Consider the following 23,286-nt stretch of genomic DNA (forward strand, 5'->3'; position numbering starts at 1 on the left):
AGGCAGAGCATGAGCACCGACGTCAGCAGTGCGGAGAACGAGGCTGGGGCGACCGTCCGTACCGCGCGCGTGCCCAAGTACTACCGCTTGAAGAAGCACCTGCTCGACATGACGGAGACGCTGCCGCCGGGCACGCCGGTCCCGCCGGAGCGCACGCTCGCGGCCGAGTTCGACACCTCGCGCACCACCGTCCGCCAGGCCCTCCAGGAGCTGGTCGTCGAGGGCCGGCTGGAGCGCATCCAGGGCAAGGGCACCTTCGTCGCCAAGCCGAAGGTCTCCCAGGCGCTGCAACTCACCTCCTACACGGAGGACATGCGCGCCCAGGGCCTGGAGCCGACGTCGCAGCTGCTGGACATCGGCTACATCACCGCCGACGACCGGCTCGCCGAACTGCTCGACATCACGGCGGGCGGGCGGGTGCTGCGCATCGAGCGGCTGCGCATGGCCAACGCCGAGCCGATGGCCATCGAGACGACCCACCTCTCGGCCAAGCGCTTCCCGGCGCTGCGCAGGTCGCTCGTCAAGTACACGTCCCTCTACACCGCGCTCGCCGAGGTGTACGACGTCCACCTCGCGGAGGCTGAGGAGACCATCGAGACCTCCCTGGCCACCCCGCGCGAGGCGGGCCTGCTCGGCACCGACGTGGGCCTGCCGATGCTGATGCTCTCCCGCCACTCCCTGGACCGGGAGGGCAGGCCGGTGGAATGGGTGCGGTCGGTCTACCGCGGCGACCGCTACAAGTTCGTGGCCCGCCTCAAGCGTCCCGCGGAGTGATGCCCGTCCCGGCTCAAACGGCTGGCACGTAGGGCGAGTTGACCGGCGAGTCCGTGTACGACCGTCTTGTGCGGGGGTTCCGCTGCCGCTGCGGCGACTTCTGCACAGAATCGACATGCCGATAGGAGGATGAGGTCTTCCACTTGTGTGACGGCGTCGCCTAGATTGCCTGCGCATTACACGTGTGATCAGTAGTGATCAGTGGTGATCTGCGAGGGGACGGAGTCGCAAGATGTCGGATGCCTCGGATGTGACCGGAGCGACGGTGGTGACGCCCTTGCGCGTCGTCATCGCCCTCTGTCTGATCGCGCCCTTCGTGGCGATGCTGTGGGTCGGCTCCTACGCCAGGACGGACCCCGAGTTCATCGGGATCCCGTTCTTCTACTGGTACCAGATGCTGTGGGTGGTCATCTCCACCGCGCTGACGATGACCGCGTACAAGCTGTGGCAGCGTGACCAGCGCACCCGCGCGGCGGCCCGGCGGAGCGGGGGTGCGTCGAAGTGAAGGACGGCGTGAACGGCGTCGCGCTCGGCGTCTTCGTCTTCTTCTTCCTGGCCGTCACGGTCATGGGCTTCCTGGCCGCACGCTGGCGCAGGGCCGACAACGAGCACAGCCTCGACGAATGGGGCCTGGGCGGACGGTCGTTCGGCACCTGGATCACCTGGTTCCTGCTCGGCGGCGACCTGTACACGGCGTACACCTTCGTCGCCGTACCGGCGGCGATCTACGCGGCGGGCGCGGCCGGCTTCTTCGCCGTGCCGTACACGATCCTCGTCTACCCGCTGATCTTCATGTTCCTCCCGCGCCTGTGGTCGGTGTCCCACCGGCACGGCTATGTGACGACCTCGGACTTCGTGCGCGGCCGCTTCGGCTCGAAGGGCCTGTCGCTGGCGGTGGCGGTCACCGGAATCCTGGCGACGATGCCGTACATCGCGCTCCAACTGGTCGGCATCCAAGCCGTCCTCGACGTGATGGGCGTCGGCGGCGGCGAGAGCACCCACTGGTTCGTGAAGGACCTGCCGCTGCTGATCGCCTTCGGCGTGCTGGCCGCGTACACCTACTCCTCGGGCCTGCGCGCGCCCGCCCTGATCGCGTTCGTGAAGGACGCGCTGATCTACATCGTCATCGCGGTGGCGATCATCTACATCCCCATCAAGCTGGGCGGCTTCGACGACATCTTCACCAAGGCGGGCGAGGCGTTCAGCCAGGTCAACCCGGCGACCGGCAAGCCGCGCGGCGCCCTCACCCCGCCGGAGGCCGGCCAGTGGACGTACGCCACGCTGGCCCTGGGCTCCGCGCTCGCGCTCTTCATGTACCCGCACTCGATCACCGCGACGCTCTCCTCGAAGAGCCGTGACGTGATCCGCCGAAACACCACGATCCTGCCGCTGTACTCCCTCATGCTCGGCCTGCTGGCCCTGCTGGGCTTCATGGCGATCGCGGCGGGCGTCAAGGTGCAGAACGGCCAGCTGGCCATCCCGCAGCTGTTCGAGAACATGTTCCCGGACTGGTTCGCGGGCGTGGCCTTCGCGGCGATCGGCATCGGCGCCCTCGTCCCCGCGGCCATCATGTCCATCGCGGCCGCGAACCTGTTCACCCGCAACATCTACAAGGACTTCATCAGGCCGGACGCCACACCCGCGCAGGAGACCAAGGTCTCCAAACTGGTCTCCCTCCTGGTGAAGGTGGGCGCCCTGGTCTTCGTCCTGACGATGGACAAGACGGTCGCCATCAACTTCCAGCTGCTCGGCGGCATCTGGATCCTGCAGACCTTCCCGGCCCTGGTCGGCGGCCTGTTCACCCGCTGGTTCCACCGCTGGGCGCTGCTCGCGGGCTGGGCGGTCGGCATGGTGTACGGCACCGTCGCCGCGTACGGCGTCGCCTCGCCGACGCAGAAGCACTTCGGCGGCTCGGCCAAGGAGATCCCGGGCATCGGGGAGATCGGCTACATCGGCCTCACCGCCTTCGTGCTCAACGTGGCCGTCACGGTGGTGCTGACCTTCGTCCTGAAGGCGCTGAAGGCCCCCGAGGGCGTCGACGAGACCAGGCCGGCGGACTACACGGCGGACGCCGGCGACCCGGGCGTCCAGGTGAAGCTGCCGCCGGCGACCGCGGACGCCGGTCACTGAGGACGCTGGCCACTGAAGACGCCGGTCACTGAAGACGCCGGTCATTGAGCGGACGAGAACGGGCCGTCGGAGAAAATCCGGCGGCCCGTTGTCGTACCCGTCCTGCACACTCGGTCCCATGGACATCGAGATCAGGCGGACGGCACCGGACGAGTACGGCACCCTGGGCGAGATCACCGCCCAGGCCTATCTCCAGGACGGCCTCCTCGACTTCGGGGAGAGCGACGGTTACCTCGGCGAGCTCAGGGACGTGACCAAGCGCGCGGCCGCCGCGGAGGTGCTGGTCGCCGTGGCGGACGGCGAACTGCTCGGCGGCGTCACCTTCGTGCCGGCAGGCGGGCCCATGGCCGACATCGCCCGCGCCGGAGAGGCCGAGATACGGATGCTCGCGGTCGGCCACGCGGCACGCAGCCGCGGCGTCGGGGAGGCCCTGGTGCGCGCCTGTGTCGATCGCGCGCGGGCCACACCGGGCTGCGTACGGATCGTGTTGTCCAGCCAGCGCTCCATGCGGGCCGCCCATCGCATCTACGAACGCATGGGCTTCGTCCGCACACCCGGGCGGGACTGGAATCCCCTCCCCCACCTCGACGACATCACTCTCCTCACCTACGAGTTGACACTCTGACACCGCCACGACACAACATCTGGGGGTGACGCGACAGCCCGGCACTAGATGTATGCTCATGCTCGCTGTCGCCGCAGGGGAATCCGGTGCGAATCCGGAACTGTCCCGCAACGGTGTACTTGCGCGTATCCGCCCCCGGGGGTGATGCGCGCTCGCGTCAGTCCGAGGACCTGCCGACAGTGCGCCCGGCCGTCCGGTCCGGGTGCCCCGACGTCCGGGCCTCGTGGAGTGGGCCGGTGGACGCGACGCCGCGTGCGCTCGTGTGCCGCCCCCTGCCCTGCGCAAGGCCCCCGTGCCGAGTCTGGGAGAGCCCCACGTGACCATCGCGCCAGCCGAACCGGCTTCAGCGACACGCCTGGAGACCGACGGTCCCGGTGCCGCGCTGCTGCGGACCCTGACCGAGCTGACCGCCGACCTGCCCGACGCCGACCCCGGCCGGGTCGCCGCCGCCGCGCTGCGCGGCCGCTCCGCCCGGGCGGACGAGTCGGAGCTGCGCGAGCTGGCCACGGAGGCGGCCGCCGGCCTCATCTCCGAGGACCCGGCCTACTCCCGGCTGGCCGCCAGGCTGCTCACCCTCTCCATCCGCGCCGAGGCCGCCTCGCAGGGCGTGACGTCCTTCACCGGGTCCGTCGCCGTGGGGCACCGCGAGGGGCTGATCGCCGACCGCACCGCCGCGTTCGTAGGGCTGCACGCCGAGCGGCTCGACTCGCTGGTCGACCCCGCCGCCGACGACCGCTTCGGCTACTTCGGCCTGCGCACCCTGCACAGCCGCTACCTGCTGCGCCACCCCATCACCCGCAAGGTCGTCGAGACGCCCCAGCACTTCATGCTGCGGGTCGCGGCGGGTCTCGCCGAGGACGACTCCGCCCGCTCCGTCGACGAGGTCGCCGCGCTCTACGGGCTCATGAGCCGGCTCGACTATCTGCCCTCCTCCCCCACGCTCTTCAACTCCGGCACGCGGCACCCGCAGATGTCGTCCTGCTATCTCCTCGACTCCCCGCTGGACGAGCTGGACTCCATCTACGACCGTTACCACCAGGTGGCCCGCCTCTCGAAGCACGCTGGCGGCATCGGGCTGTCGTACTCCCGCATCCGCAGCCGTGGTTCGCTGATCCGCGGCACCAACGGGCACTCCAACGGCATCGTCCCGTTCCTGAAGACCCTCGACGCCTCCGTCGCCGCCGTGAACCAGGGCGGCCGGCGCAAGGGCGCGGCCGCGGTCTACCTGGAGACCTGGCACTCCGACATCGAGGAGTTCCTGGAGCTGCGCGACAACACCGGCGAGGACGCCCGCCGTACGCACAACCTCAACCTCGCGCACTGGATCCCGGACGAGTTCATGCGCCGGGTCGACGCCGACGAGCAGTGGTCGCTGTTCTCCCCGTCGGACGTGCCGGAGCTGGTCGACCTGTGGGGCGCGGAGTTCGACGCCGTGTACCGCAAGGCGGAGGCGGACGGGCTAGCGAAGAAGACCATCCCCGCCCGTGACCTCTACGGCCGCATGATGCGCACCCTGGCGCAGACCGGCAACGGCTGGATGACCTTCAAGGACGCCGCCAACCGCACCGCCAACCAGACGGCCGAGCCGGGCCACGTCGTCCACTCCTCCAACCTCTGCACGGAGATCCTGGAGGTCACCGACGACGGGGAGACGGCGGTCTGCAACCTGGGGTCGGTCAACCTCGGCGCGTTCGTCGTCGACGGCGACATCGACTGGGACCGGCTGGACGAGACGGTCCGCACGGCCGTCACCTTCCTCGACCGTGTCGTCGACATCAACTTCTACCCGACCGAGCAGGCCGGCCGGTCCAACGCCAAGTGGCGTCCCGTCGGCCTCGGTGCGATGGGCCTGCAGGACGTCTTCTTCAAGCTGCGGCTGCCGTTCGACTCGCCCGAAGCGCGCGCCCTGTCGACCCGGATCGCCGAGCACATCATGCTCGCCGCGTACGAGGCCTCCGCCGACCTGGCCGAACGCAGCGGCCCGCTGCCGGCCTGGGAGAAGACCCGTACGGCCCGGGGCGTGCTGCACCCCGACCACTACGGCGTGGAGCTGAGCCGGCCCGATCGCTGGGCGGCGCTGCGCGAGCGGATCGCCGCCGTCGGGATGCGCAACTCGCTGCTCCTGGCCGTCGCGCCGACCGCCACCATCGCCTCGATCGCGGGCGTGTACGAGTGCATCGAGCCGCAGGTCTCCAACCTCTTCAAGCGCGAGACCCTGTCGGGCGAGTTCCTCCAGGTCAACTCGTACCTGGTGAAGGACCTCAAGGAGCTGGGCGTCTGGGACGCCCGCACCCGTGAGGCGCTGCGCGACTCGGGCGGCTCGGTGCAGGACTTCGCGTGGATCCCGGCCGACGTACGGGCGCTGTACCGCACGGCGTGGGAGATCCCGCAGCGCGGGCTGATCGACATGGCCGCGGACCGGACCCCGTTCCTCGACCAGTCGCAGTCCCTGAACCTCTTCATGGAGACGCCGACCATCGGCAAGCTCTCCTCGATGTACGCGTACGCCTGGAAGCAGGGTCTGAAGACGACGTACTACCTGCGCTCGCGCCCGGCGACCCGTATCGCCCGCGCCGCCCAGGCGCAGACGCAGGCGTCCATCCCCGTCCAGCAGGTCGCCGACCCCGACGCCGTCGCCTGCTCCCTTGAGAACCCCGAGTCCTGCGAGGCCTGCCAGTGATGTCCAGCCGTAACACCAACCTGCTCGCCCCGGGCTTCGAACTGACTCTCCGCCCGATGCGCTACCCCGACTTCTACGAGCGCTACCGGGACGCGATCAAGAACACCTGGACCGTGGAGGAGGTCGACCTCCACTCGGACGTCGCCGACCTCGCGAAGCTGACGCCGGGTGAGCAGCATCTGATCGGGCGTCTGGTCGCGTTCTTCGCGACGGGCGACTCGATCGTGGCCAACAACCTGGTGCTGACCCTGTACAAGCACATCAACTCCCCCGAGGCGCGGCTCTATCTGAGCCGGCAGCTCTTCGAGGAGGCGGTGCACGTCCAGTTCTATCTGACGCTCCTGGACACCTATCTCCCCGACCCGGAGGACCGCGCCGCGGCCTTCGCGGCCGTGGAGAAGATCCCCTCAATCCGCGAGAAGGCCACGTTCTGCTTCAAGTGGATGGACTCGGTGGAGAAGCTGGAGCGCCTGGAGACGAAGGCCGATCGCCGGCGCTTCCTGCTCAACCTCATCTGCTTCGCCGCGTGCATCGAGGGCCTGTTCTTCTACGGCGCCTTCGCCTACGTCTACTGGTTCCGCAGCCGGGGTCTGCTGCACGGTCTGGCCACCGGAACCAACTGGGTGTTCCGCGACGAGACGATGCACATGTCCTTCGCCTTCGAGGTGGTGGACACCGTCCGCAAGGAGGAGCCGGACCTCTTCGACGACGAGCTTCAGCAGCAGGTCACCGACATGCTGAGGGAGGCCGTCGCGGCCGAGCTGCAGTTCGCGCGCGACCTGTGCGGTGACGGCCTCCCGGGCATGAACACCGAGTCGATGCGGCAGTACCTGGAGTGCGTCGCCGACCAGCGGCTGAGCCGCCTCGGCTTCGCTCCGGTGTACGGCTCCGAGAACCCCTTCTCCTTCATGGAGCTCCAGGGGGTTCAGGAGCTGACCAACTTCTTCGAGCGGCGTCCGTCGGCGTACCAGGTGGCGGTGGAGGGCACCGTCGACCTGGACGAGGACTTCTGATCCCGTCCTGCCTTCCCGGCCTCCTGGGCCTCCCTGAGCTGTCGGTCGATGCGCCGGTCGCGCACGATGCCGATCAGTGAGGGGAGGACCAGGAGAACCAGGATCCCGAGGGCGACGGTCATTCCGATCAGGGCTTCTGTCTGCGCTGTGGTCATGTCACCACTGTCGCGCCGAATACTCCTTACAAACAGTGGCAGGACTGCCGCACACCCTCGAATTACTGCCACTTCCGAGGCACACTGGACGCATGCTGAGGAACGTGGCCACCGTCCTGCTCGACGGTGTGCATCCCTTTGAACTCGGAGTCGTCTGCGAGGTGTTCGGCCTCGACCGCAGCGACGAGGGGCTGCCGGTGTACGACTTCGCGGTGGTGTCGGCGGAGGGTCCGGCACTGAGCACCCACGTCGGCGGGCTCACCGTCTCCACGCCGTACGGCCTCGACCGGCTGGAGGAGGCCGATCTGATCGCCGTACCGGCCTCCGACGCGAACGTCGGGCGTGACTATCCGCCCGAGCTGCTCGACGCCCTGCGCCGGGCCGTGGACCGGGGCGCCCGCGTGCTCAGCGTCTGCTCCGGCGTCTTCGTGCTGGGCGCCGCCGGACTGCTCGACGGGCGGCGCTGCGCCGCGCACTGGCGGCACGCGGACGCGCTCGCCCGGCGCTTCCCGCGCACCCGCGTCGAACCGGACGTCCTGTACGTCGACGAGGACCCGGTGATCACCTCCGCCGGCACCGCGGCCGGGATCGACGCCTGTCTGCACATCGTGCGCAAGGAACAGGGCCCGGAGGTTGCCAACAAGATCGCCCGGCGGATGGTGGTGCCGCCGCACCGGGACGGCGGACAGGCGCAGTACATCGAACGTCCGCTGCCCCGGGACTCGTGCGACACGGTCGGCGAGGTACTGGTGTGGATGGAGCAGCACCTCGACGAGGAGGTGACCGTCGAGCAGCTGGCCACCCGCGCCCTCATGGCACCGCGCACCTTCGCGCGCCGCTTCCAGCAGGAGACGGGCACCACGCCCTACCGCTGGATCCTGCGCCAACGCGTGCTGCTGGCACAGGAGTTGCTGGAGGGCACGGACGAGACGGTGGACGCCGTCGCCGCGCGTACCGGGTTCGGCACCGCGGCCGCGCTGCGCCATCAGTTCGTACGGGCCCTGGGGACCACCCCCAACGCCTACCGGCGCGCGTTCCGGGGCCCGCAGGCCGCGTGAGCGCGCACCGGCAACGGGCGTCTCACCATGGCACGGGCTTCAGCAGCAGCCGGTGCGGACGGAGCGTGATGCCCACGCGGGTCGCGTCGTTCGACCCGTCGACCTGTTCGAAGCGGTACTTCGCCGACAGTGCCGCCGTGATCAGGGTGAGCTGGGCCATGGAGAAGTGGTCGCTGGGGCATTTGCGATTGCCCACGCTGAACGGGCTCATGGCGTATTTCGGTACGTCCTTGGCGCGTTCCGGCAACCAGCGGTCGGGGTCGAAGTCGAGGTTGTGCGCGTAGGACCGGCCGTCGCGCTGGATGGCGTACGGGCTGTAGACGATGTCCGCCCCGGCCGGAATGCGATAGCCGCCGAGCGCGGTGTCGGTCACCGCGCGCCGCGTCAATATCCATACGGCGGGACGCAAACGCATCGCCTCGACGACGACATTGTTGGTGTGCGTGAGCTTCCGTACGTCCTCGAATCCGACGGGCCGGCCGCCGGTCACGGATTCGACCTCGGTACGTACCTTCTCGGCGTGTTCCGGATGTGCGGCGAGCACCTGGAGCAGCCACATGATCGTGGAGGCGACGGTTTCGCTTCCGGGGGTGAGTATCGCGACGACCTGGTCGTGGATCTCCTGTTCCCCGATGGGCTCGTCATTCTCGTCCTTCGCCGCCAGCAATGCCGTCAGCAAATCGTCCGGCTTTTGACCGGACGCCCGGCGCTCGGCGACGATCTCGTCGACGAGCAGATGCAAATCGGCCAGGGCCCGGTTGAATTTCCGGTTGGGCGGCAGCGGCAGCCGGTAGAGCGGTCCGAGCGGGACGACCATCCGGCGGTACATACCGCGGAACACGGTCGCGAGCGCGACGCACAGCCGCTCGGCGCGCTCGTCCATGTACTCGCCGCGCAGCAGACAGCGGGCCGCGATCCGCACGGCGACCCGGAAGGACTCGGAGGTGCAGTCGACGGTCTTGCCGGGCCGCCAGCGCTCGGTCAGCCCGTGCGCCTCCTCCTCCATGATCGGCCCGTACGCGGGTATGGCGTCGAGCCTGAACGCGGGCTGGATCGTGCGTCGTTGGCGCCGGTGCCGGGTGCCGTTCGCGGTGGCCACGCCCTCCTTGCCGAGCAGGCCTTCGAGGGACTCCCACAGCGGCCCGTCGATCTTGTAGTCGGGGCTCAGCGCCATGGCGCCGGTGAGCGCGGGGGTGGTGACGGCGTACACCGTCTTCGGGCCGAGCCTCAGTCGTACGACGTCACCGTGCTCGCGCAGCCCGGCCATGAAGGCCAGCGGGTCGCGGACCAGCCGCCAGCCGTGGCCGAGGACCGGGACGCCACCCCCCGCGAGGGACGGCTCACTCAACTCGGGCACCTCGGGTGCCGCGGGCTTCACCGACTCGACGGTCATTTCTCACCTGCCGCTTCGTTGTTGACGTACGGGGGCGTGGACCTGTCGTCCCAGCTGTCGACCATGTACCGGCCGGACTCGTGGTGGAACCAGTAGACGGAACTGAACCAGTTCCGCATATTGCAGAGGCAGGACCGTACGGCGGCACCGAGTTCCTTTCCGGGCACGGTGCCGTCGTCGAGCCGGTCGGCGAACCGCAGACCGACCATTTCCGCTTCGAGAAACTCCTCCACGCATTTCTCGATGCGCCGTCGCAGTTTGAGGACTGCCTCTTCCAGAGTCAGGTCCTCATGGGTGATGAGACTGATTCCGAGATTGTGGACCTCCTCGCCCGCTATTTCCTTCGGAAGCGAGCAGAGGTCGTTGTACCAGGCGGCGAATTCCTGGCTCAGCAGCGCCGGACGACGGTATGCCGGGTGTTTCCGCACGGCGTCCGGGAGTTCGCATCCGGCGCTCGGCTCCAGCAGGTCCGTCCATATCCAGTGCGCGAAGGTCAGGCGCCGCAGGGCGAGATACTCCTCCACCCCGGGGACGTATCCCCTGACGCGATTGCGGAACTCCCGGTCGTACGCCTCGATCACCGCGTGGAAGTGCCGGGCGAACCGGGCGTTCCAGGTCCGGGGCAGGAAGGAGTACAACCGCCGCACGCTGTCCGCGAATCCCGCCACCACAGGGTCCGGATGGGACTCGTGGGGCCCGGGTGAGTCGAGGGCCGCGTGTAAGCAGAACCTGAGCCGCCGCCAGTCGTCGGTGCGGCCGTGGACGATGTCGCGGTCATGGCGGTCGTCCCAGACGAAGAACCACGCGCTGTAGTCGGCGATGGCCTGCAGCACGTCGTCGGGGGCGCCTATGTAGTAGCCCGCCATGAGATCGGTGTAGCACAGGCCATCGGCATATTCCTGCACCTTGTCCGCCGGCATGAGCCGCTTTTCCAGGAGCCAGAGGCGGGTCTTCTCCTGTAGTCGCGGCCAATACGGATGCAGTTGCCGGGGAAACGCCGACTCGATCAACGGCAGAGCCAGCGTCGGCGGGACCGGGACCGCCGTCGGCATCCATGTGGTGCTGTGTGGGAAAGCATGCACGAACAAACCCCTCTCAGCCGCCAGAAGCACACACCCCTCTCACCGTGCCGGGCGTGCGCCGTTGCGTATCCCCGCCCTTCCCATTCAGCCCTACAACTGACCGCTCTGGGAACGGATTTGCTTCACTCACTACCCCACCGTGCCGAGAATCCCCCCTTGTGTGACCGATTGTGGATTGCTAGAAGCGCACAAAGGATCGAATGTCCGACGCGCAGACGTGTGTGAAGCCGGACATAAACGAACGACGCCTGATCAGGAACGTTCCTGATCAGGCGTCACAGAGGTGTGCGCGGGCCTCAGCCGTTGGCGACCACGGGATAGCGCGGCTCGTTCTCGGCCATCTGCCGCAGCGCGTCCTTGCGCTCGCGCTTCGACAGACGGTCGATGTACAGGTAGCCGTAAAGGTGGTCGGTCTCGTGCTGCAAACACCGTGCGAAGTAGCCGGTGCCGCGGACCTTGACCGGGTTGCCCTTCTCGTCCTGCCCGGTCACCTCGGCGTAGTCCGGGCGGGCGAGCGGCGCGTAGGCGGTCGGCACGGACAGGCAGCCCTCGTTGCTGTCGTCCAGGCGGCGCTTGTCGGCGGGCAGGTCGACCAGCTTCGGGTTGCACACCACGCCGACGTGCCGGACGCCCTCGTCGTCCTGGCAGTCGTACACGAAGACCTTCAGGTCGACGCCGATCTGGTTGGCGGCCAGGCCCACGCCCTCGGCGGTGCGCTGGCTGGTGAACATGTCCGCGACCAGCTGGTCGAGCTCCTCGCCGAACTCGGTGACGTCCTTGCACTCCTTGTGCAGAACCGGGTTCCCGACGACCGTGATCGGCCGCGAGGTGCCACGCTCACGCCAGGCGTTCTCGCGCTCCTCCGCGTCCTCGGTGTCGATGACGAAGCCCTCGTCGTCCACGGGGAGCACGCCCGCGTGCTGCTGATCGGTGTCCTGCTGCGCCATGACCGACGATGCCTTCCTCAAAAACAGGGGGTGAACTTGCTGATACAGGGTACGGGCCACGCGCCCCCCGAAGGGGCGCGGGGAACTGCGCGACCAGCCACAACGAATCCGCAGCCGACAATGCCCCTAGCAAACCTCTTCGAGATCCCGCCAGTCCCTGGAGTCCGGACTGTCCGCAACCCATCCGTCCAGCAATCCCCTCACCAGCGCAGCCGGCGCAGCCACCCCGCACTCGCGCTCAGGCACCCACAGCTGCCCGTCGGTGCGGTGGCCGAGCGGCCCCGGGTGGCCGGGTTCGCTGTGGTCGTGCGGGTCGAGATGGGTGCCGTCGCCCTCGTCGGACGGCATGCGCGACTCCGAGCACATACGGCACAGCAGCCGCACGGACGACGACCAGTCCTCCGCGGCGAAGCCCGCGTCGGCGGCCAGTTGCTCCAGCGCGTCCCGGTCGGCCTCGGTCGCGGCCTCCAGCAGGACCACCCAGGTGGGGACGGGCGACGGGGCCCACAGCTCGATCTCGTCGAAGACCGGGAACGCATGCCCGGTGGCCGTGGTCCGCTCCCCGTGGGGCACCCCGTCGTGCAGTACGACCTCGCCCCAGCGTCGCCCGGACGAGGGAAGCGGAATGGACAGTACCTCGACCCGCGCCGGATCGAGCCTGCGTCCCCACACGACCTCGGCCTCGCCCTCGGGCGACAGCCGTACGGCCGCGCTGCCCAGCTCCATGCCGAGCGGCTCCCCGGAGACGGCGGCTCCGCCCGGCACCCGCAGCCCGTAGGCCTGCCAGGCCCGCCGGGCCAGCGGCCAGTCCTGCAGGGCGGTGGCGGCGATGCCGACGTTCCACCAGTCGGGTGCCCCGGTCTCCCGGTCGAGCAGCGCCACGGCCCTGAGGCCGGCGGCCCGGGCCTGCTCCCAGTCGTGCCGGAACTTGTGCAGCAGGGCGAGGTTGAACCAGGACTCCGACAGCCAGGGCTCCAGGTCGGCGGCGCGCGTCAGCAGCTCGCCCGCGTCCTCGTACCGGCCGTCGCCGATCAGCGTGAACGCGCGATCTGTGGCCTGCCGCCAGGAGGCGGAGGGCCGGTGCCGTCCCTTGCCGAAGATCCTCACGTTTCCCGCCTGCCAGTTCCAGTTCCGCACAGTGGGCTGGCTTGTGCCCCCGGACACCCTCTCCCTCGCATCCAACCACGTACGGCAGGAGGGGCGCTCATTACCCATGGGTTACCCAGGAAGAGGCAGGGCCAGACAGTGCCGCCCGTCACCCGCCACCACCCTGCCCGAGGCTCCCCCAGAGCTCAACGCCCGGGGGGACCCCCATCGCGCCACACCTTTGATTCCAGAGCACCCGGGCGAGCGACTCCACGACCTCGGGCGCATAGTCCCCCGCAGTGCCCAGCCGCAGCTCCTCCAGGGCCTTGAGCGGCCCACCGGGTGCTGCTTCCCTGGCCATCTCCTCGTATGCGTTCACGGCCCGTACGATCCGCGCGGCCACCGGCTGCTCCCGGTAGGGGTCGGCCTGCCGCTCCACGACCACGGCGACCGCCGCGTCCACCCCGGTCTGCCGTACGACGGCCCCGCCGAGGAGCGCTATGCGCCGCTGCTCCTCCGGGGGCAGCCCGGCGGTGGCCCCGGCCGGCACCGGATCGACCAGGCTGAGCTGGCCGATGTCGTGCATCAGGGCCGCGTACTCCAGCACGGTCAGCTCGGTCCCGGACAGCCCCAGGTCCCGGCCCACGGCCCCGCTGAGCGCGGCGACGCGACGGGCGTGCCCGGCGGGGGTGTACCCGGCGACCTCGGTGGCCCGGGCGAGTGAGGCGATGGTCTGCCGGTAGGTGGCCCGTACGGCCGCGTACCGGCGCAGGGAGAGCTGGGTGAGCAGCAGCGGCAGACAGAACACGGGCAGCGCCCACAGTCCCGCGACGGCGACCCCCAGCGCCATCACCGCGCCCGTGGCGCACACGGCGGACCCGATGCCGAGCAGCCCCCGCAGCTCGTCCCTCAGCAGCAGGCCGAACGGCCACCGGGTGCGGGCGTGCGCCTGCGCGGCCGCCAGGACCGCGTCGCACAGGGCGGTGAGCACGAGGAGGGCGAGCACCAGCAGGGCGTAGGCCGGTCCACCCCAGGAGCTGAACACGCCCTGGTTGTAGAGGGGTTGGAAGCAGACGGCGGCGAAGCCGACGGTCAGGACGCGGCGGGCCAGCTGGTCGAGGGTGGGGCTGCGGCCCTGCCAGATGTGCGGCACGCTGCCGAGCAGGGAGGCTGCCAGGACGACGGTGACGACCTGCGCGGCACCATGCTGGGCGGGGCGGCCGGCGACCTCGCCGAGCAGGGCGTAGGACAGCGCTCCGGCGGCACCGACGGGCGCGGCCTCCCGCACGCGCGCGCCGGTCACTTCGGCCCCCTCCGCTCGGCCGGAGCCGAGAGCCTGGGGGAGGGAGAGCTCGCCGACGGCTATGAGAAGGCCGAAGCAGAGGGCGACTCCCCGGTCGCCGATGCCGGTCCACAGGGTGACGGCCAGGGAGACGAGGGCGAGGACGGCGGCGGAGCCGGATATCAGGCGGAGCGGCGTCATCGCCCGGCTCCGGGCCGGCTCGGGACGGGTTCGGGCGGGGACGCCGCGTGCCGCGTCTCGTCGGCGGTGACGGCGGGATGCCAGCCGTGCCGGGCCAGCGCGCGTGCCAGCGCGGCGACCATCCTGGGGTCGAACTGGGCCCCCGCGCACCGCTCCAGCTCCTCCAGTGCCGTCGCGACGGGCCGGGCCCTGCGGTAGGACCGCGTGGACGTCATGGCGTCGAAGGCGTCGGCGACGGCGACCACCCGGGCGCACTCCGGGATCTGCCCGCCGGCCAGCCCGTACGGATAGCCGCTCCCGTCCAGCCGCTCGTGGTGGTGCAGGATCGCCGCGCGCGCCTCGCCGAGGAAGGAGATGCCCCGCACCACCTCGTGCCCGTATTCGGGATGCAGTTCGATGACCCGGCGCTCCTCGGGGGTGAGCGGCCCGTCCTTGCGGAGCAGCCGGGTCGGGACGCCCAGCTTGCCCACGTCGTGCAGGATCCCGGCGAAGCGCAGCACCTCGACACGCTCGCCGTCCATGCCCAGCTCACGGGCGATCATCACGGAGGCGTGTCCGACCCGCTCGCTGTGACCGCGGGTGTACCCGTCCTTGATGTCGACGGCCTGCACCAGCGCGCGGATGGTGGCCTGGTGGGCGGCCCGCTCCCGGTGGTACTGCGCGAACACCCACCAGGACACGCACATCGGCAGCAGCACGAGCAGCGCGGCGACGGGGCCGTACGGGCTGCGCCACAGCACCGCCATCATCAGCCCGGCCAGCCCGTGCGCCGCGATCGGCGCGAGCGAGCGCGACAGCAGCCCCCGCCAGGCCCGCCGGGCCGGCACCCGCTCGACGAGGGCGAGGATCCCGCCGTCGAGCACGGCCAGCACCAGGCAGAAGACCAGCACGGCCGCCCCGGCGGGCACGAGCACATAAGGAAAGTGGGACGCCACGACCGCGTCGCGCCCGCCCAGCGCCCAGTGCACCCGCGATGCGCCCCACACCGCCAGCGCCGGCTGGGCGCCCCGCCATACGCGCCGGAGCGGGGTGGACGGCTGTCCGCCGTGGGAGAGCAGGGCGGCCGGCAGCGGTACGAGGGCGGCGGCGGGCGGGGGCAGCAGAAAGGCCCCGGCGAGCAGGACGGGGTAGAAGGTGCCCGCGAACCGGCGCCGCGCGACGTGCTCGCAGGCCGCGTACAGCGCGGCGAGCAGCGCGATCACCCACCAGGGTGAGCGGATTCCGGGCAGCGACAGCAGACAGAACAGCGCGAGAAGGGCGACACAGGCCACGTACACGCGTGCCCGTGCCGGAACCACCTCCATGACACCCCTCCCCCGACCGTGCGTGCCCAGGCTTCGGAGCCTAGGACGGGGGCCAGGGGTCCGCGGGCCGATGACCCGCGGATTAGCACATTCGGGTGATGTCCCCAAGATCAGGACACGGTGTCCGGGCGCGGGGTCAGGACTCCTGGGGGGTGACCGGCGAGGCGGTCACGTCGTGCTCCGGCACGGTCTGGCCGGAACGGATCAGGTCGAGCCGCCCCAGGACCTTGGCGCGCAGGTCGGTCGGTACGTCGTCATGCCCGCAGCACCGCTTGACCAGCTTCTTCACGGCCTCTTCCAGGCCGTACTTCTCCAGGCACGGGGAGCACTCCTGGAAGTGCTGCTTGAACTTGTCGCGATCGACGTCCGGCATCTCACTGTCGAGGAACTCGTAGAGATGGTCGAGGACCTCACTGCAGTCCGTCTCGTGCGGCTCTCCGCAGCTCATGAGCCCGAGCCTTTCGCTTCGTTCGACTCTCCGGCGCCCGCCGGGACCAGGCCGCGCTCACGCGCGTAGTCCTCCAGCATGCCGCGCAGTTGACGGCGGCCCCGGTGCAGCCGGGACATCACCGTACCGATGGGTGTCCCCATGATGTCCGCGATCTCCTTGTACGCAAAGCCCTCAACGTCCGCGAGATAGACGGCGATGCGGAATTCCTCGGGGATCGCCTGCAGTGCTTCCTTGACGTCCGAGTCGGGCAGGTGGTCGAGCGCCTGCGACTCGGCCGAGCGCAGACCGGTCGACATGTGCGACTCGGCACGGGCGAGCTGCCAGTCCTCGATCTCCTCGGCCGCGCTGCGCTGGGGCTCGCGCTGCTTCTTGCGGTACGAGTTGATGAAGGTGTTGGTGAGGATCCGGTACAGCCACGCCTTGAGGTTGGTGCCCTCGCGGAACTGGTGGAAGGACGCGTACGCCTTGGCGTACGTCTCTTGCACCAGGTCCTCGGCGTCGGCGGGGTTGCGCGTCATGCGCAGCGCGGCCGAGTACATCTGGTCGAGGAATTCGAGCGCGTCCCGCTCGAAGCGCGCGCTGCGCTCCGCGGTCGACTCCGCGCCCATGCCCTGGCCCTCGGGCAGCTCCGCCTGGCCGTTGTCGGTCCCTGCGTCGGTCCCAGTGACCGGACCCACCTCCTCAAGATCCCGGGCGGGACCGAAACCGGTCCCACTCGTTTCGGAGGATAGAACACGATCCGTGCCTGCCGCCGCTCGAATAGGAGGCGTCTTGGCCGCGTGCAGCACCGTCCAGTCCAGCTCAGGGCGGCTCGGGCAGATGGTCGAACCCATGCGGCGGCTTCCTCTCCTACGACGACGGTGCCGGCGGTCCAGCACTTCTGTCCGCCACAACAGTTGTCCCGGCCCCGGCATTCCCGTGCGTTACCCGAGTGATGCCGCCCACCGGACGACACCGTCCGTGATGATCTCCAGTGCCCGCTCCTGGGTGATCTCCGCGCGCTTGGGGACCGCGAAGCCGTGATCGCCGTACGGCACCTCGACCAGCTCGTACGCCCCCGCGGGGAACTCGTCCGGCTTGCCGAAGGGGTCGTTTCCGCCCTGTACGACGAGCGTGGGCACCCCGGCGCCGAGCAGTTCGTCGGCGCGGGACTTCTCGGGCTTGCCCGGCGGGTGCAGCGGGAAGCTCAGCGCGAGCACGGCGTGCGCGCCCAGCTCCGTGGCGGTGCGGCAGGCGACCCGCGCGCCGGCGCTGCGGCCGCCGGAGATCACCGGCAGCTCCATCCCGGCCAGCGCGGGCCAGATGCCGAGCCAGCCGGTGTCCAGGGTCTTCGGCGCGGGCGCGAGCTTCTTGCCCGCGACCCGCCAGGGCTGCTCGACCAGAGCCACGGTCACACCGTGCTCCGGCAGCACCCGGGCGAGCGCCTGCAGGTCACGCGCCTCGATGCCGCCGCCCGCCCCATGACTCGCGGCCAGCACCAGCCGCGCCTTCTTCGCCCGGTGCCAGGTGATGCGGGCGGTCCCGGCGTCGGTCTCGACAATCTCGATCACGCTAGAAGAGTGTGCCCTCTTCCGGCCCCTCCAGCTCCTTCAGCAGCTCCGGGCCGTTGTTGCGGACGTTGCTCACGGCCGTGGAGACGGGGTACGCGCGCATCAGGCCGGCCGGGGGCGGCTCCAACAGGGAGCGCAGGTTCTCCGGGTCCGTGCGGGAGGGGTCCAGCCACGCGTCCCAGCGGTCCTCCGTGAGCATCAGCGGCATCCGGGGGTGGATCTCGGCGAGCGAGAACGGTCCCTCGGCCGGGGCGACGGCCAGGGGGGTCGTCTCCGCCTCCGTGGTGATCACGGAACAGGTGACCCACCAGGCCTGCGGGTGGTCGTCGGGGAGGGTCTTGTCGCGCCAGAACTCGTACAGCCCGGCCATCGCGAAGACCGAGCCGTCGGCGGGCAGCACGAAGTACGGCTGCTTGCGCGGGCGCTTCTTCTTCCCCTCGGCCTCCAGGTCCCGCTCCTGCTTGCCGGTGACCCACTCGTAGTAGCCGTCGGCGGGGACGATGCAGCGCCGGGCCGCAAAGGCGCGGCGGTACGCGGGCTTCTCGTGCACGGTCTCCGCACGCGCGTTGATCATCCGGGCGCCGCCCTCGGGGGTCTTGGCCCAGGAGGGCACCAGTCCCCACCTGAGTCTGCGCAGCTGGCGCACCGGCCGCGGGTCTTCGGCGTCCTTCACGGGGCGGTCGAGGACGGCGTAGACCTCCTTGGTCGGAGCCACGTTGTAATCCGGCTCCAGGGTCTCCTCGGGCTCCCACTTCTCGACCTCGAAGATTCCCGCAAGATCTTCGGGCCGACGACTGGATGCATACCGTCCGCACATGTCAAACACCCCTCCGACAGACCGCTTGTTGCCATTGTCGCCGCTCACCGGACCCGGAAGACGCCGTGCGCACCCCGTTCCGCGTCGCTCATGACGTGCGTGACGAACGGATAGTCACCGGCCTCCGGGAAGGACAGCTCGACGAATCCACCCGAGGCGGGGGCAAGGTCGAGGACCTGCGCGCCCCCGCTCTGCGACCCTCCCCGTCTCAAGTCGTACGCACCCTCACGGAACACCGTGTCGAACTGGCCGCCCACGACATGGAACGCGCTGGACTCGTTCGGCCCGGCCGCCAGCACCCAGATCCGTACGCGCTCACCGGCCCCGGCGGTCAGTGGGTCGTGATCGTACTGGTTGGCATAGCCGTTGAAGGCGACCATGTCGTAGTCCTTGGCGTTCACCTTGGCGGCGTCGGCCGTACCACCCTGCCTGCCGAGGTAGAACTCCGACTGGACCAGTACGTATTCACGGTCCACCGTGGGCAGGCCGGGCGGGTCGATGATCACCGCGCCGAACATGCCGTTGGCGATGTGCAGGGACATCGGCATGGTCGAGCAGTGGTACATCCAGATGCCGCTGCGGGTGGCCGTGAACCGGTACGTCAGGGATTCGCCGGGCTTGATGGTGCGCATCGGCCCGTTCGGCGCGAGCGATCCGGCGTGGAAGTCGACCGAGTGGCCGATCGATCCGTCGTTGACGAGGGTGATCTCGAAGGTGTCGCCGATGCGTCCGCGCAGCACGGGCCCGGGGGCCGTGCCGTCGAAGGTCCACAGCTTCTGCCGTACGCCGGGGGCGACTTCCCTCGTCACCTCCTTCACGGTGATCGTCCTCCTGTGCACCTGGTGGCCGGGGCCGCCGGTGGCGGGCGGGAGCTGGGCGTCGCGGGCGGTGAAGCCGGCGGCCGGTTCGGCCATCGGGTCGAACGCCTCCGCGGCGGTGTCCTTCGTGGCCTCGGACGTGCCTGCGCCGCTGTGGTCGTGGGTGGTCCCGCCGCTGTCCGCGGCGGAGTCCGCACCGGCCCCGGTGACGTTCACGGCGAAGACCATCCCCATCTGCCGGTGGCCGACCATGGAGCACCAGCCCTCGAGGTCGCGGCCGACGACTCCCGCGTCCAGCGTGCCCTTCTGTCCCGGACTGAGCCGGTCGGTGCGGGCGCCGGTCTCCAGCACCAGGTCGTGGGTGTCGGTACCGGTGTTGTGCAGGTTGATCACCAGGCGGTTTCCGGCGGGCACGTCGACGGAGGCCGGCGAGAAGCGCATGTTGCGGATCGTCACCGCCACCGTGGTGGTACGGCCGGTCGGCGTCACCGCGCCCCCGTCGGCGCTCGTGGCGGCGGACCGCTCCAGGATCGGCAGCGACCGCACGTCGGCCGCCCCGCCGCCCGCGACGGCCAGCATCACGACCGCGAGCCCGAGGGCAACGCCACCGAGCACCCGGTGCGGTCGCGCCGGGACCTCGGCCGGAGCCGGAGGCGGATCTCCCTGCGCCGCCCCGCGGCGGTTGCGCATCCCCTGTACGACCGTCAGCACGAGCAGCACCAGGAAGAACAGCAGCATCACCAGCAGCAGCACCGAGCACGCCACCCGCACCATCGACGGCACCGGCAGCACGCACAGCAACAGGGCGGCATTGGTGACGGCCAGCCGGGCCGGCCAGGCCCGTTCGAGGCTCACGGTGGCGGCGCGTACGGCAGCGGGGCCGCCGCCCAGGACCACGGGGACGAGGAAACTCAGCGCGCCGAGCAGGACTTGGGCGATCCAGCCGGCGGCGAGCGGCGCGGTCAGCAGTGACACGCGCTCCCCCACCGTGATCCAGGAGGTCGTGGAGACGAGGATGCCGGACAGGACGATCAGCGAGCCGGCGAGCCATCCGCAGCCCGCGGCCACCGACCACGCGGCGAAGGAACGCGGTGCCTTCGCCCGGGCCTCACGCAGCCAGGGCCGGCCCGCGACGACCAGCCCGGCGGCATGGCCGACCACGCCGGGGGCGGCCAGCGGCGGCGGGCCGAGCAGGGTGCCGGCGACGGCGGCGCCGAGTCCGGCGAGCAGGACGGGAAGGGCGGCGCGGCCCGCTCGTTCCGCGCCGTCCGCCACCCGCGTGCGCAGCATCGTCGGCCACAGGGTGATGAGCGTTCCGGCGACGGTGAGGCCGACCCAGCCGAGCAGGTTGATCGTCTCGTGGGCGACACGCAGCCGTTCGGGCAGATCACCGGCGAGATCACCGCGCGCCATGACGACGCCGAGCGCGGCGCCCACGGGCAGCAGGGCGGAGGCGGCCACGTAGTAGCGCACGGTCATGGAGAACCGGCCGGGCAACGCCCGCCGCAGCAGTCGTACCAGCCAAACGGCGTGCGCCGTGACCGCGGCCGCGACCAGGCATCCACCGGCCAGGACGACGTACCACCGGTCGAAGAGCATGCCGCCGATCACGCCGACCGCACCGGCGTTCAGGCAGACCAGGCGCAGTGCGGCGGGGGCGCCCCGGTTCGCCTCGGGCAGCCGCAGGACGGAGGCGGCGAAGTGGCCCGACCAGATGACGATCGCGTTGGTGACCGCCCCGAGCAGCAGCACATGGACGAGCAGCCAGAAGGCGTGCGGCAGGAAGTGGTGGCCGGACCCGACCGCGGCGAAGAGGGCGAGCCAGACGACCACGATCGCGTTCACGCCGAGGTGCCAGCGGGTGCGCGGGGAGCGGCCCGGGGGCTTCGGGGCGGATCCGCTCGCCGTGGAGGGAGACAGGTTCGTGGTCACCGGGCTGTCCTCGGATCGGAGGGTGCGGACGCGGAGGTGGAGGCGGCTGCCGAGGCGGCGGAGGCCTTTGCCGTTGCCGTCGCCGTCGCCGACGCGCGCCGCGTGGCGATGACGGAGGCCGTGGCCGCCGATACGACGAACAGCAGGACGGCGACGATGTTGAGCACCCCGCCGAGCTGCCACGCGCCTCGGACGTCCCGCAGGTCACCGACCAGCACGCGCAGCGCCAGCGACAGATGCAGCAGCCAGGCCGCCACCGCCAGCGCCGGGTGGTAGGGCAGGGGACGGCGCAGGACGGCGGGCAGGATCACCGGGGCGTGCGCCATGATCATCGACATCACGAAGCCCAGGAACACGCAGTGCACCACCGCGTCGTACCGCGTCCCCTCGGTGATCGGCCCGCCCAGCAGCCACAGGATGCCGGCCAGGCCCAGCCAGGCATACCCGGCGAGCAGGCACGCCGCAGTGAAGCGGGGCAGGCCGGTGGAGCGCAGCAGCCGGCGGGCGACGTCGTGCACGACGAGCCAGGCGACCAGGGAGAGCAGCGCGGCGCCGAGCAGTACGGTGCCTATCGCGGGCCACAGCAGGGTGGCGACCACGCCCGCGGTGACCGCGCCGACGCCGCACAGGAACGTCTGTTCCGCCGAGGGCGCCAGGACGGCCACCCGGGCGAGTTCCAGCCGCTCCCCCGCGATGGTCAGCACGAGGAAGGCCACCAGCCAGGGCAGCATGCCCGGTACGTCGATCCCGCCCAGCCACAGCAGCGCCGCACCCAGTGCCGGCACGGCGCCCGCGGCCTGGGCGAGCAGGGCGGCGCTCGGCTGCCGGCGCCAGAAGCGCACGTACAGGGCGACCAGGGTCGCGCATCCGGCGACGAGCAGCAGCCGGGGTACGACCAGGTCGACCGGACTGAGCAGCAGCAGGCCCCCGGCGCCGAGGCAGCCGGGGGCCAGATAGGCCCACGGGCGACCCAGGGCGACGGCGCGCTCCAGAGCGACCAGCGTGCCGGCGAAGCCGAGCACCATCAGCACGCCGTGCACCTGCGGGAGCCGGTCGGTGGTGACCGGGGCCGGCAGGCCGAGCAGGCCGAGGGCGGCGTCGAGACCGGCGAGGAGGCAGAGACCGGCGGCGAGCAGCAGGGGTGCGCGGCGGGCGCCCGCGCGCCGGGCGGCGCTGCTGCCGGAGGCGGAGCCGGACGGCGGGGTCACCGGTTCACCCCGGGTGTGCCGGCCGCGGTCGGGTGCCCGGCACCGTCCTCGTCGTCGGCTCGCTCGGTCAGGCCCAAGTGCAGTCGGCACGCGTCCGGTTCGGCGAACGGCAGCAGTTCGACCTCCTGCGGCGCCCCGCCCAGCGCGGCGAGCCCGGCCCGGACCAGTCCCTCGTGAACACCGCAGATGACACCGGGGTGTTCACGCGCCGTCTCCACGAACGGACAGCGCCGCAGCCGGACTCGGCGTGCGTCCGCGTCCGCTTCCGGGGCGAAGCCGATCTCCTCCAGGAGGTCCAGCAGCCGGGTCCGCGCCTCCTTGGGATCCGCCGTCGGCGTCTGCCGGGCGGTGAGGAGGAGCCCCCACTGCTCGCCGGCGGCGAGGGCGTCCCTGCGCGGGTCGGCGCTGGAGCGGGCGATCTGCGCGGCGAGGACGGCGGCGAGCCCGGCGTATTCGCGTGCGGGCGACTCCTGCGGCGGGCGGGCCCGGTAGCGGAAGGCGGGGCGGCCGCGTCCGGAGGGGCTGGACGCCTCGCGGGTGGCGAGGCCGGCGTCCACCAGGGCGTCCAGGTGCTCGCGGACGGTGTTGACGTGCAGCGCGCACACCTTGGCGAGCGCGCTCGCGGTGACGGGGGCGGCCTGGCCGCGCAGGTACTGCAGGACACCGCGGCGCTGCCGGGACAGCGGTACGCGGTTCGTTCCGCTGCCGGGAAGCGGTCCGTTATTTTCCACGGTCATGTCCGTACTATATTGCAGTATCGGCCCGGACCGAACGGGGACG

The 23,286-nt window shown here is 70.7% G+C and carries 20 protein-coding genes and 1 riboswitch; of the genes, 7 read left to right on the forward strand and 13 right to left on the reverse strand.

The genetic code is table 11. The annotated features are described in order from the left end of the window. Window positions 1–9: 9 nt before the first annotated feature. The 7 genes from ACFY1J_RS13950 to ACFY1J_RS13980 all read left to right on the forward strand — a co-directional run bounded on the left by ACFY1J_RS13950 (window position 10) and on the right by ACFY1J_RS13980 (window position 8,435). Window positions 10–774: a GntR family transcriptional regulator gene (locus ACFY1J_RS13950; RefSeq protein ID WP_390708826.1), complete on the forward strand. Its 765-nt coding sequence runs from the start codon at window positions 10–12 to the stop codon at window positions 772–774. Window positions 775–1,006: 232 nt separating this feature from the next. After that, window positions 1,007–1,279: a DUF3311 domain-containing protein gene (locus ACFY1J_RS13955; protein WP_390708825.1), complete on the forward strand. Its 273-nt coding sequence runs from the start codon at window positions 1,007–1,009 to the stop codon at window positions 1,277–1,279. Next, window positions 1,276–2,904, forward strand: coding sequence for a monocarboxylate uptake permease MctP (mctP, locus tag ACFY1J_RS13960; protein ID WP_390708824.1), 1,629 nt, complete (start codon window positions 1,276–1,278; stop codon window positions 2,902–2,904). Before ACFY1J_RS13955 ends, mctP begins: the two co-directional genes overlap by 4 nt. Before the next feature lie 118 nt (window positions 2,905–3,022). Then, entirely contained in the window at window positions 3,023–3,529 is a 507-nt protein-coding gene (locus tag ACFY1J_RS13965; RefSeq protein WP_390731261.1) for a GNAT family N-acetyltransferase, read from the forward strand. 77 nt (window positions 3,530–3,606) lie between these two features. Beyond that, window positions 3,607–3,700: riboswitch (cobalamin riboswitch) on the forward strand. 145 nt (window positions 3,701–3,845) lie between these two features. Further along, window positions 3,846–6,209 carry a ribonucleoside-diphosphate reductase subunit alpha gene (locus ACFY1J_RS13970; protein WP_390708822.1) on the forward strand — a complete coding sequence of 788 codons (2,364 nt, stop codon included), beginning with the start codon at window positions 3,846–3,848 and terminating at the stop codon, window positions 6,207–6,209. Further along, the gene (locus ACFY1J_RS13975; protein WP_390708821.1) at window positions 6,209–7,222 is read left to right on the forward strand and encodes a ribonucleotide-diphosphate reductase subunit beta; all 1,014 of its coding nucleotides are present in this window, start codon (window positions 6,209–6,211) and stop codon (window positions 7,220–7,222) included. The genes ACFY1J_RS13970 and ACFY1J_RS13975 overlap by 1 nt, the downstream gene beginning before the upstream one ends. A 247-nt stretch (window positions 7,223–7,469) precedes the next feature. Further along, on the forward strand, window positions 7,470–8,435 hold the full coding sequence (locus ACFY1J_RS13980; protein WP_390731262.1) for a helix-turn-helix domain-containing protein: 966 nt from the start codon (window positions 7,470–7,472) through the stop codon (window positions 8,433–8,435). Between the two features lie 22 nt (window positions 8,436–8,457). On the opposite strand, the gene ACFY1J_RS13985 is transcribed toward ACFY1J_RS13980, so the two are convergent. The 13 genes from ACFY1J_RS13985 to ACFY1J_RS14045 form a co-directional block, all read right to left on the reverse strand. Next, window positions 8,458–9,828, reverse strand: a complete 1,371-nt coding sequence (locus tag ACFY1J_RS13985) for a cytochrome P450 (RefSeq protein ID WP_390708819.1) — start codon at window positions 9,826–9,828, stop codon at window positions 8,458–8,460. Further along, window positions 9,825–10,910, reverse strand: coding sequence for an epi-isozizaene synthase (cyc1, locus tag ACFY1J_RS13990; protein ID WP_390708818.1), 1,086 nt, complete (start codon window positions 10,908–10,910; stop codon window positions 9,825–9,827). The genes ACFY1J_RS13985 and cyc1 overlap by 4 nt, the downstream gene beginning before the upstream one ends. A 296-nt stretch (window positions 10,911–11,206) precedes the next feature. Continuing rightward, the gene (def, locus tag ACFY1J_RS13995; protein ID WP_390731263.1) at window positions 11,207–11,857 is read right to left on the reverse strand and encodes a peptide deformylase; all 651 of its coding nucleotides are present in this window, start codon (window positions 11,855–11,857) and stop codon (window positions 11,207–11,209) included. Between the two features lie 126 nt (window positions 11,858–11,983). Continuing rightward, window positions 11,984–12,964, reverse strand: a complete 981-nt coding sequence (locus tag ACFY1J_RS14000) for a tetratricopeptide repeat protein (protein WP_390708816.1) — start codon at window positions 12,962–12,964, stop codon at window positions 11,984–11,986. Window positions 12,965–13,112: 148 nt separating this feature from the next. Then, complete coding sequence (locus ACFY1J_RS14005) at window positions 13,113–14,426, reverse strand: HD-GYP domain-containing protein (RefSeq protein ID WP_390708815.1); 1,314 nt, start codon at window positions 14,424–14,426, stop codon at window positions 13,113–13,115. After that, window positions 14,423–15,730 carry an HD-GYP domain-containing protein gene (locus ACFY1J_RS14010; protein ID WP_390708814.1) on the reverse strand — a complete coding sequence of 436 codons (1,308 nt, stop codon included), beginning with the start codon at window positions 15,728–15,730 and terminating at the stop codon, window positions 14,423–14,425. The genes ACFY1J_RS14005 and ACFY1J_RS14010 overlap by 4 nt, the downstream gene beginning before the upstream one ends. A 136-nt stretch (window positions 15,731–15,866) precedes the next feature. Further along, window positions 15,867–16,178 carry a mycothiol system anti-sigma-R factor gene (gene rsrA, locus ACFY1J_RS14015; RefSeq protein WP_363294122.1) on the reverse strand — a complete coding sequence of 104 codons (312 nt, stop codon included), beginning with the start codon at window positions 16,176–16,178 and terminating at the stop codon, window positions 15,867–15,869. Beyond that, the gene (gene sigR, locus ACFY1J_RS14020) at window positions 16,175–16,858 is read right to left on the reverse strand and encodes an RNA polymerase sigma factor SigR (protein WP_363294121.1); all 684 of its coding nucleotides are present in this window, start codon (window positions 16,856–16,858) and stop codon (window positions 16,175–16,177) included. Before sigR ends, rsrA begins: the two co-directional genes overlap by 4 nt. A 246-nt stretch (window positions 16,859–17,104) precedes the next feature. Further along, window positions 17,105–17,731, reverse strand: coding sequence for an alpha/beta family hydrolase (locus ACFY1J_RS14025; protein WP_390731264.1), 627 nt, complete (start codon window positions 17,729–17,731; stop codon window positions 17,105–17,107). 1 nt (window position 17,732) lies between these two features. Beyond that, complete coding sequence (locus tag ACFY1J_RS14030; RefSeq protein ID WP_390708812.1) at window positions 17,733–18,548, reverse strand: SOS response-associated peptidase; 816 nt, start codon at window positions 18,546–18,548, stop codon at window positions 17,733–17,735. Between the two features lie 44 nt (window positions 18,549–18,592). Next, entirely contained in the window at window positions 18,593–21,298 is a 2,706-nt protein-coding gene (locus ACFY1J_RS14035) for a multicopper oxidase domain-containing protein (protein ID WP_390731265.1), read from the reverse strand. Then, window positions 21,295–22,506, reverse strand: a complete 1,212-nt coding sequence (locus ACFY1J_RS14040; protein ID WP_390731266.1) for a hypothetical protein — start codon at window positions 22,504–22,506, stop codon at window positions 21,295–21,297. The genes ACFY1J_RS14035 and ACFY1J_RS14040 overlap by 4 nt, the downstream gene beginning before the upstream one ends. Then, window positions 22,503–23,243, reverse strand: a complete 741-nt coding sequence (locus tag ACFY1J_RS14045) for a helix-turn-helix transcriptional regulator (RefSeq protein ID WP_390731267.1) — start codon at window positions 23,241–23,243, stop codon at window positions 22,503–22,505. Before ACFY1J_RS14045 ends, ACFY1J_RS14040 begins: the two co-directional genes overlap by 4 nt. Between the last annotated feature and the right edge of the window lie 43 nt (window positions 23,244–23,286).

Source organism: Streptomyces sp. NPDC001406 (genome assembly GCF_042895285.1).
Lineage (GTDB): Bacteria > Actinomycetota > Actinomycetes > Streptomycetales > Streptomycetaceae > Streptomyces.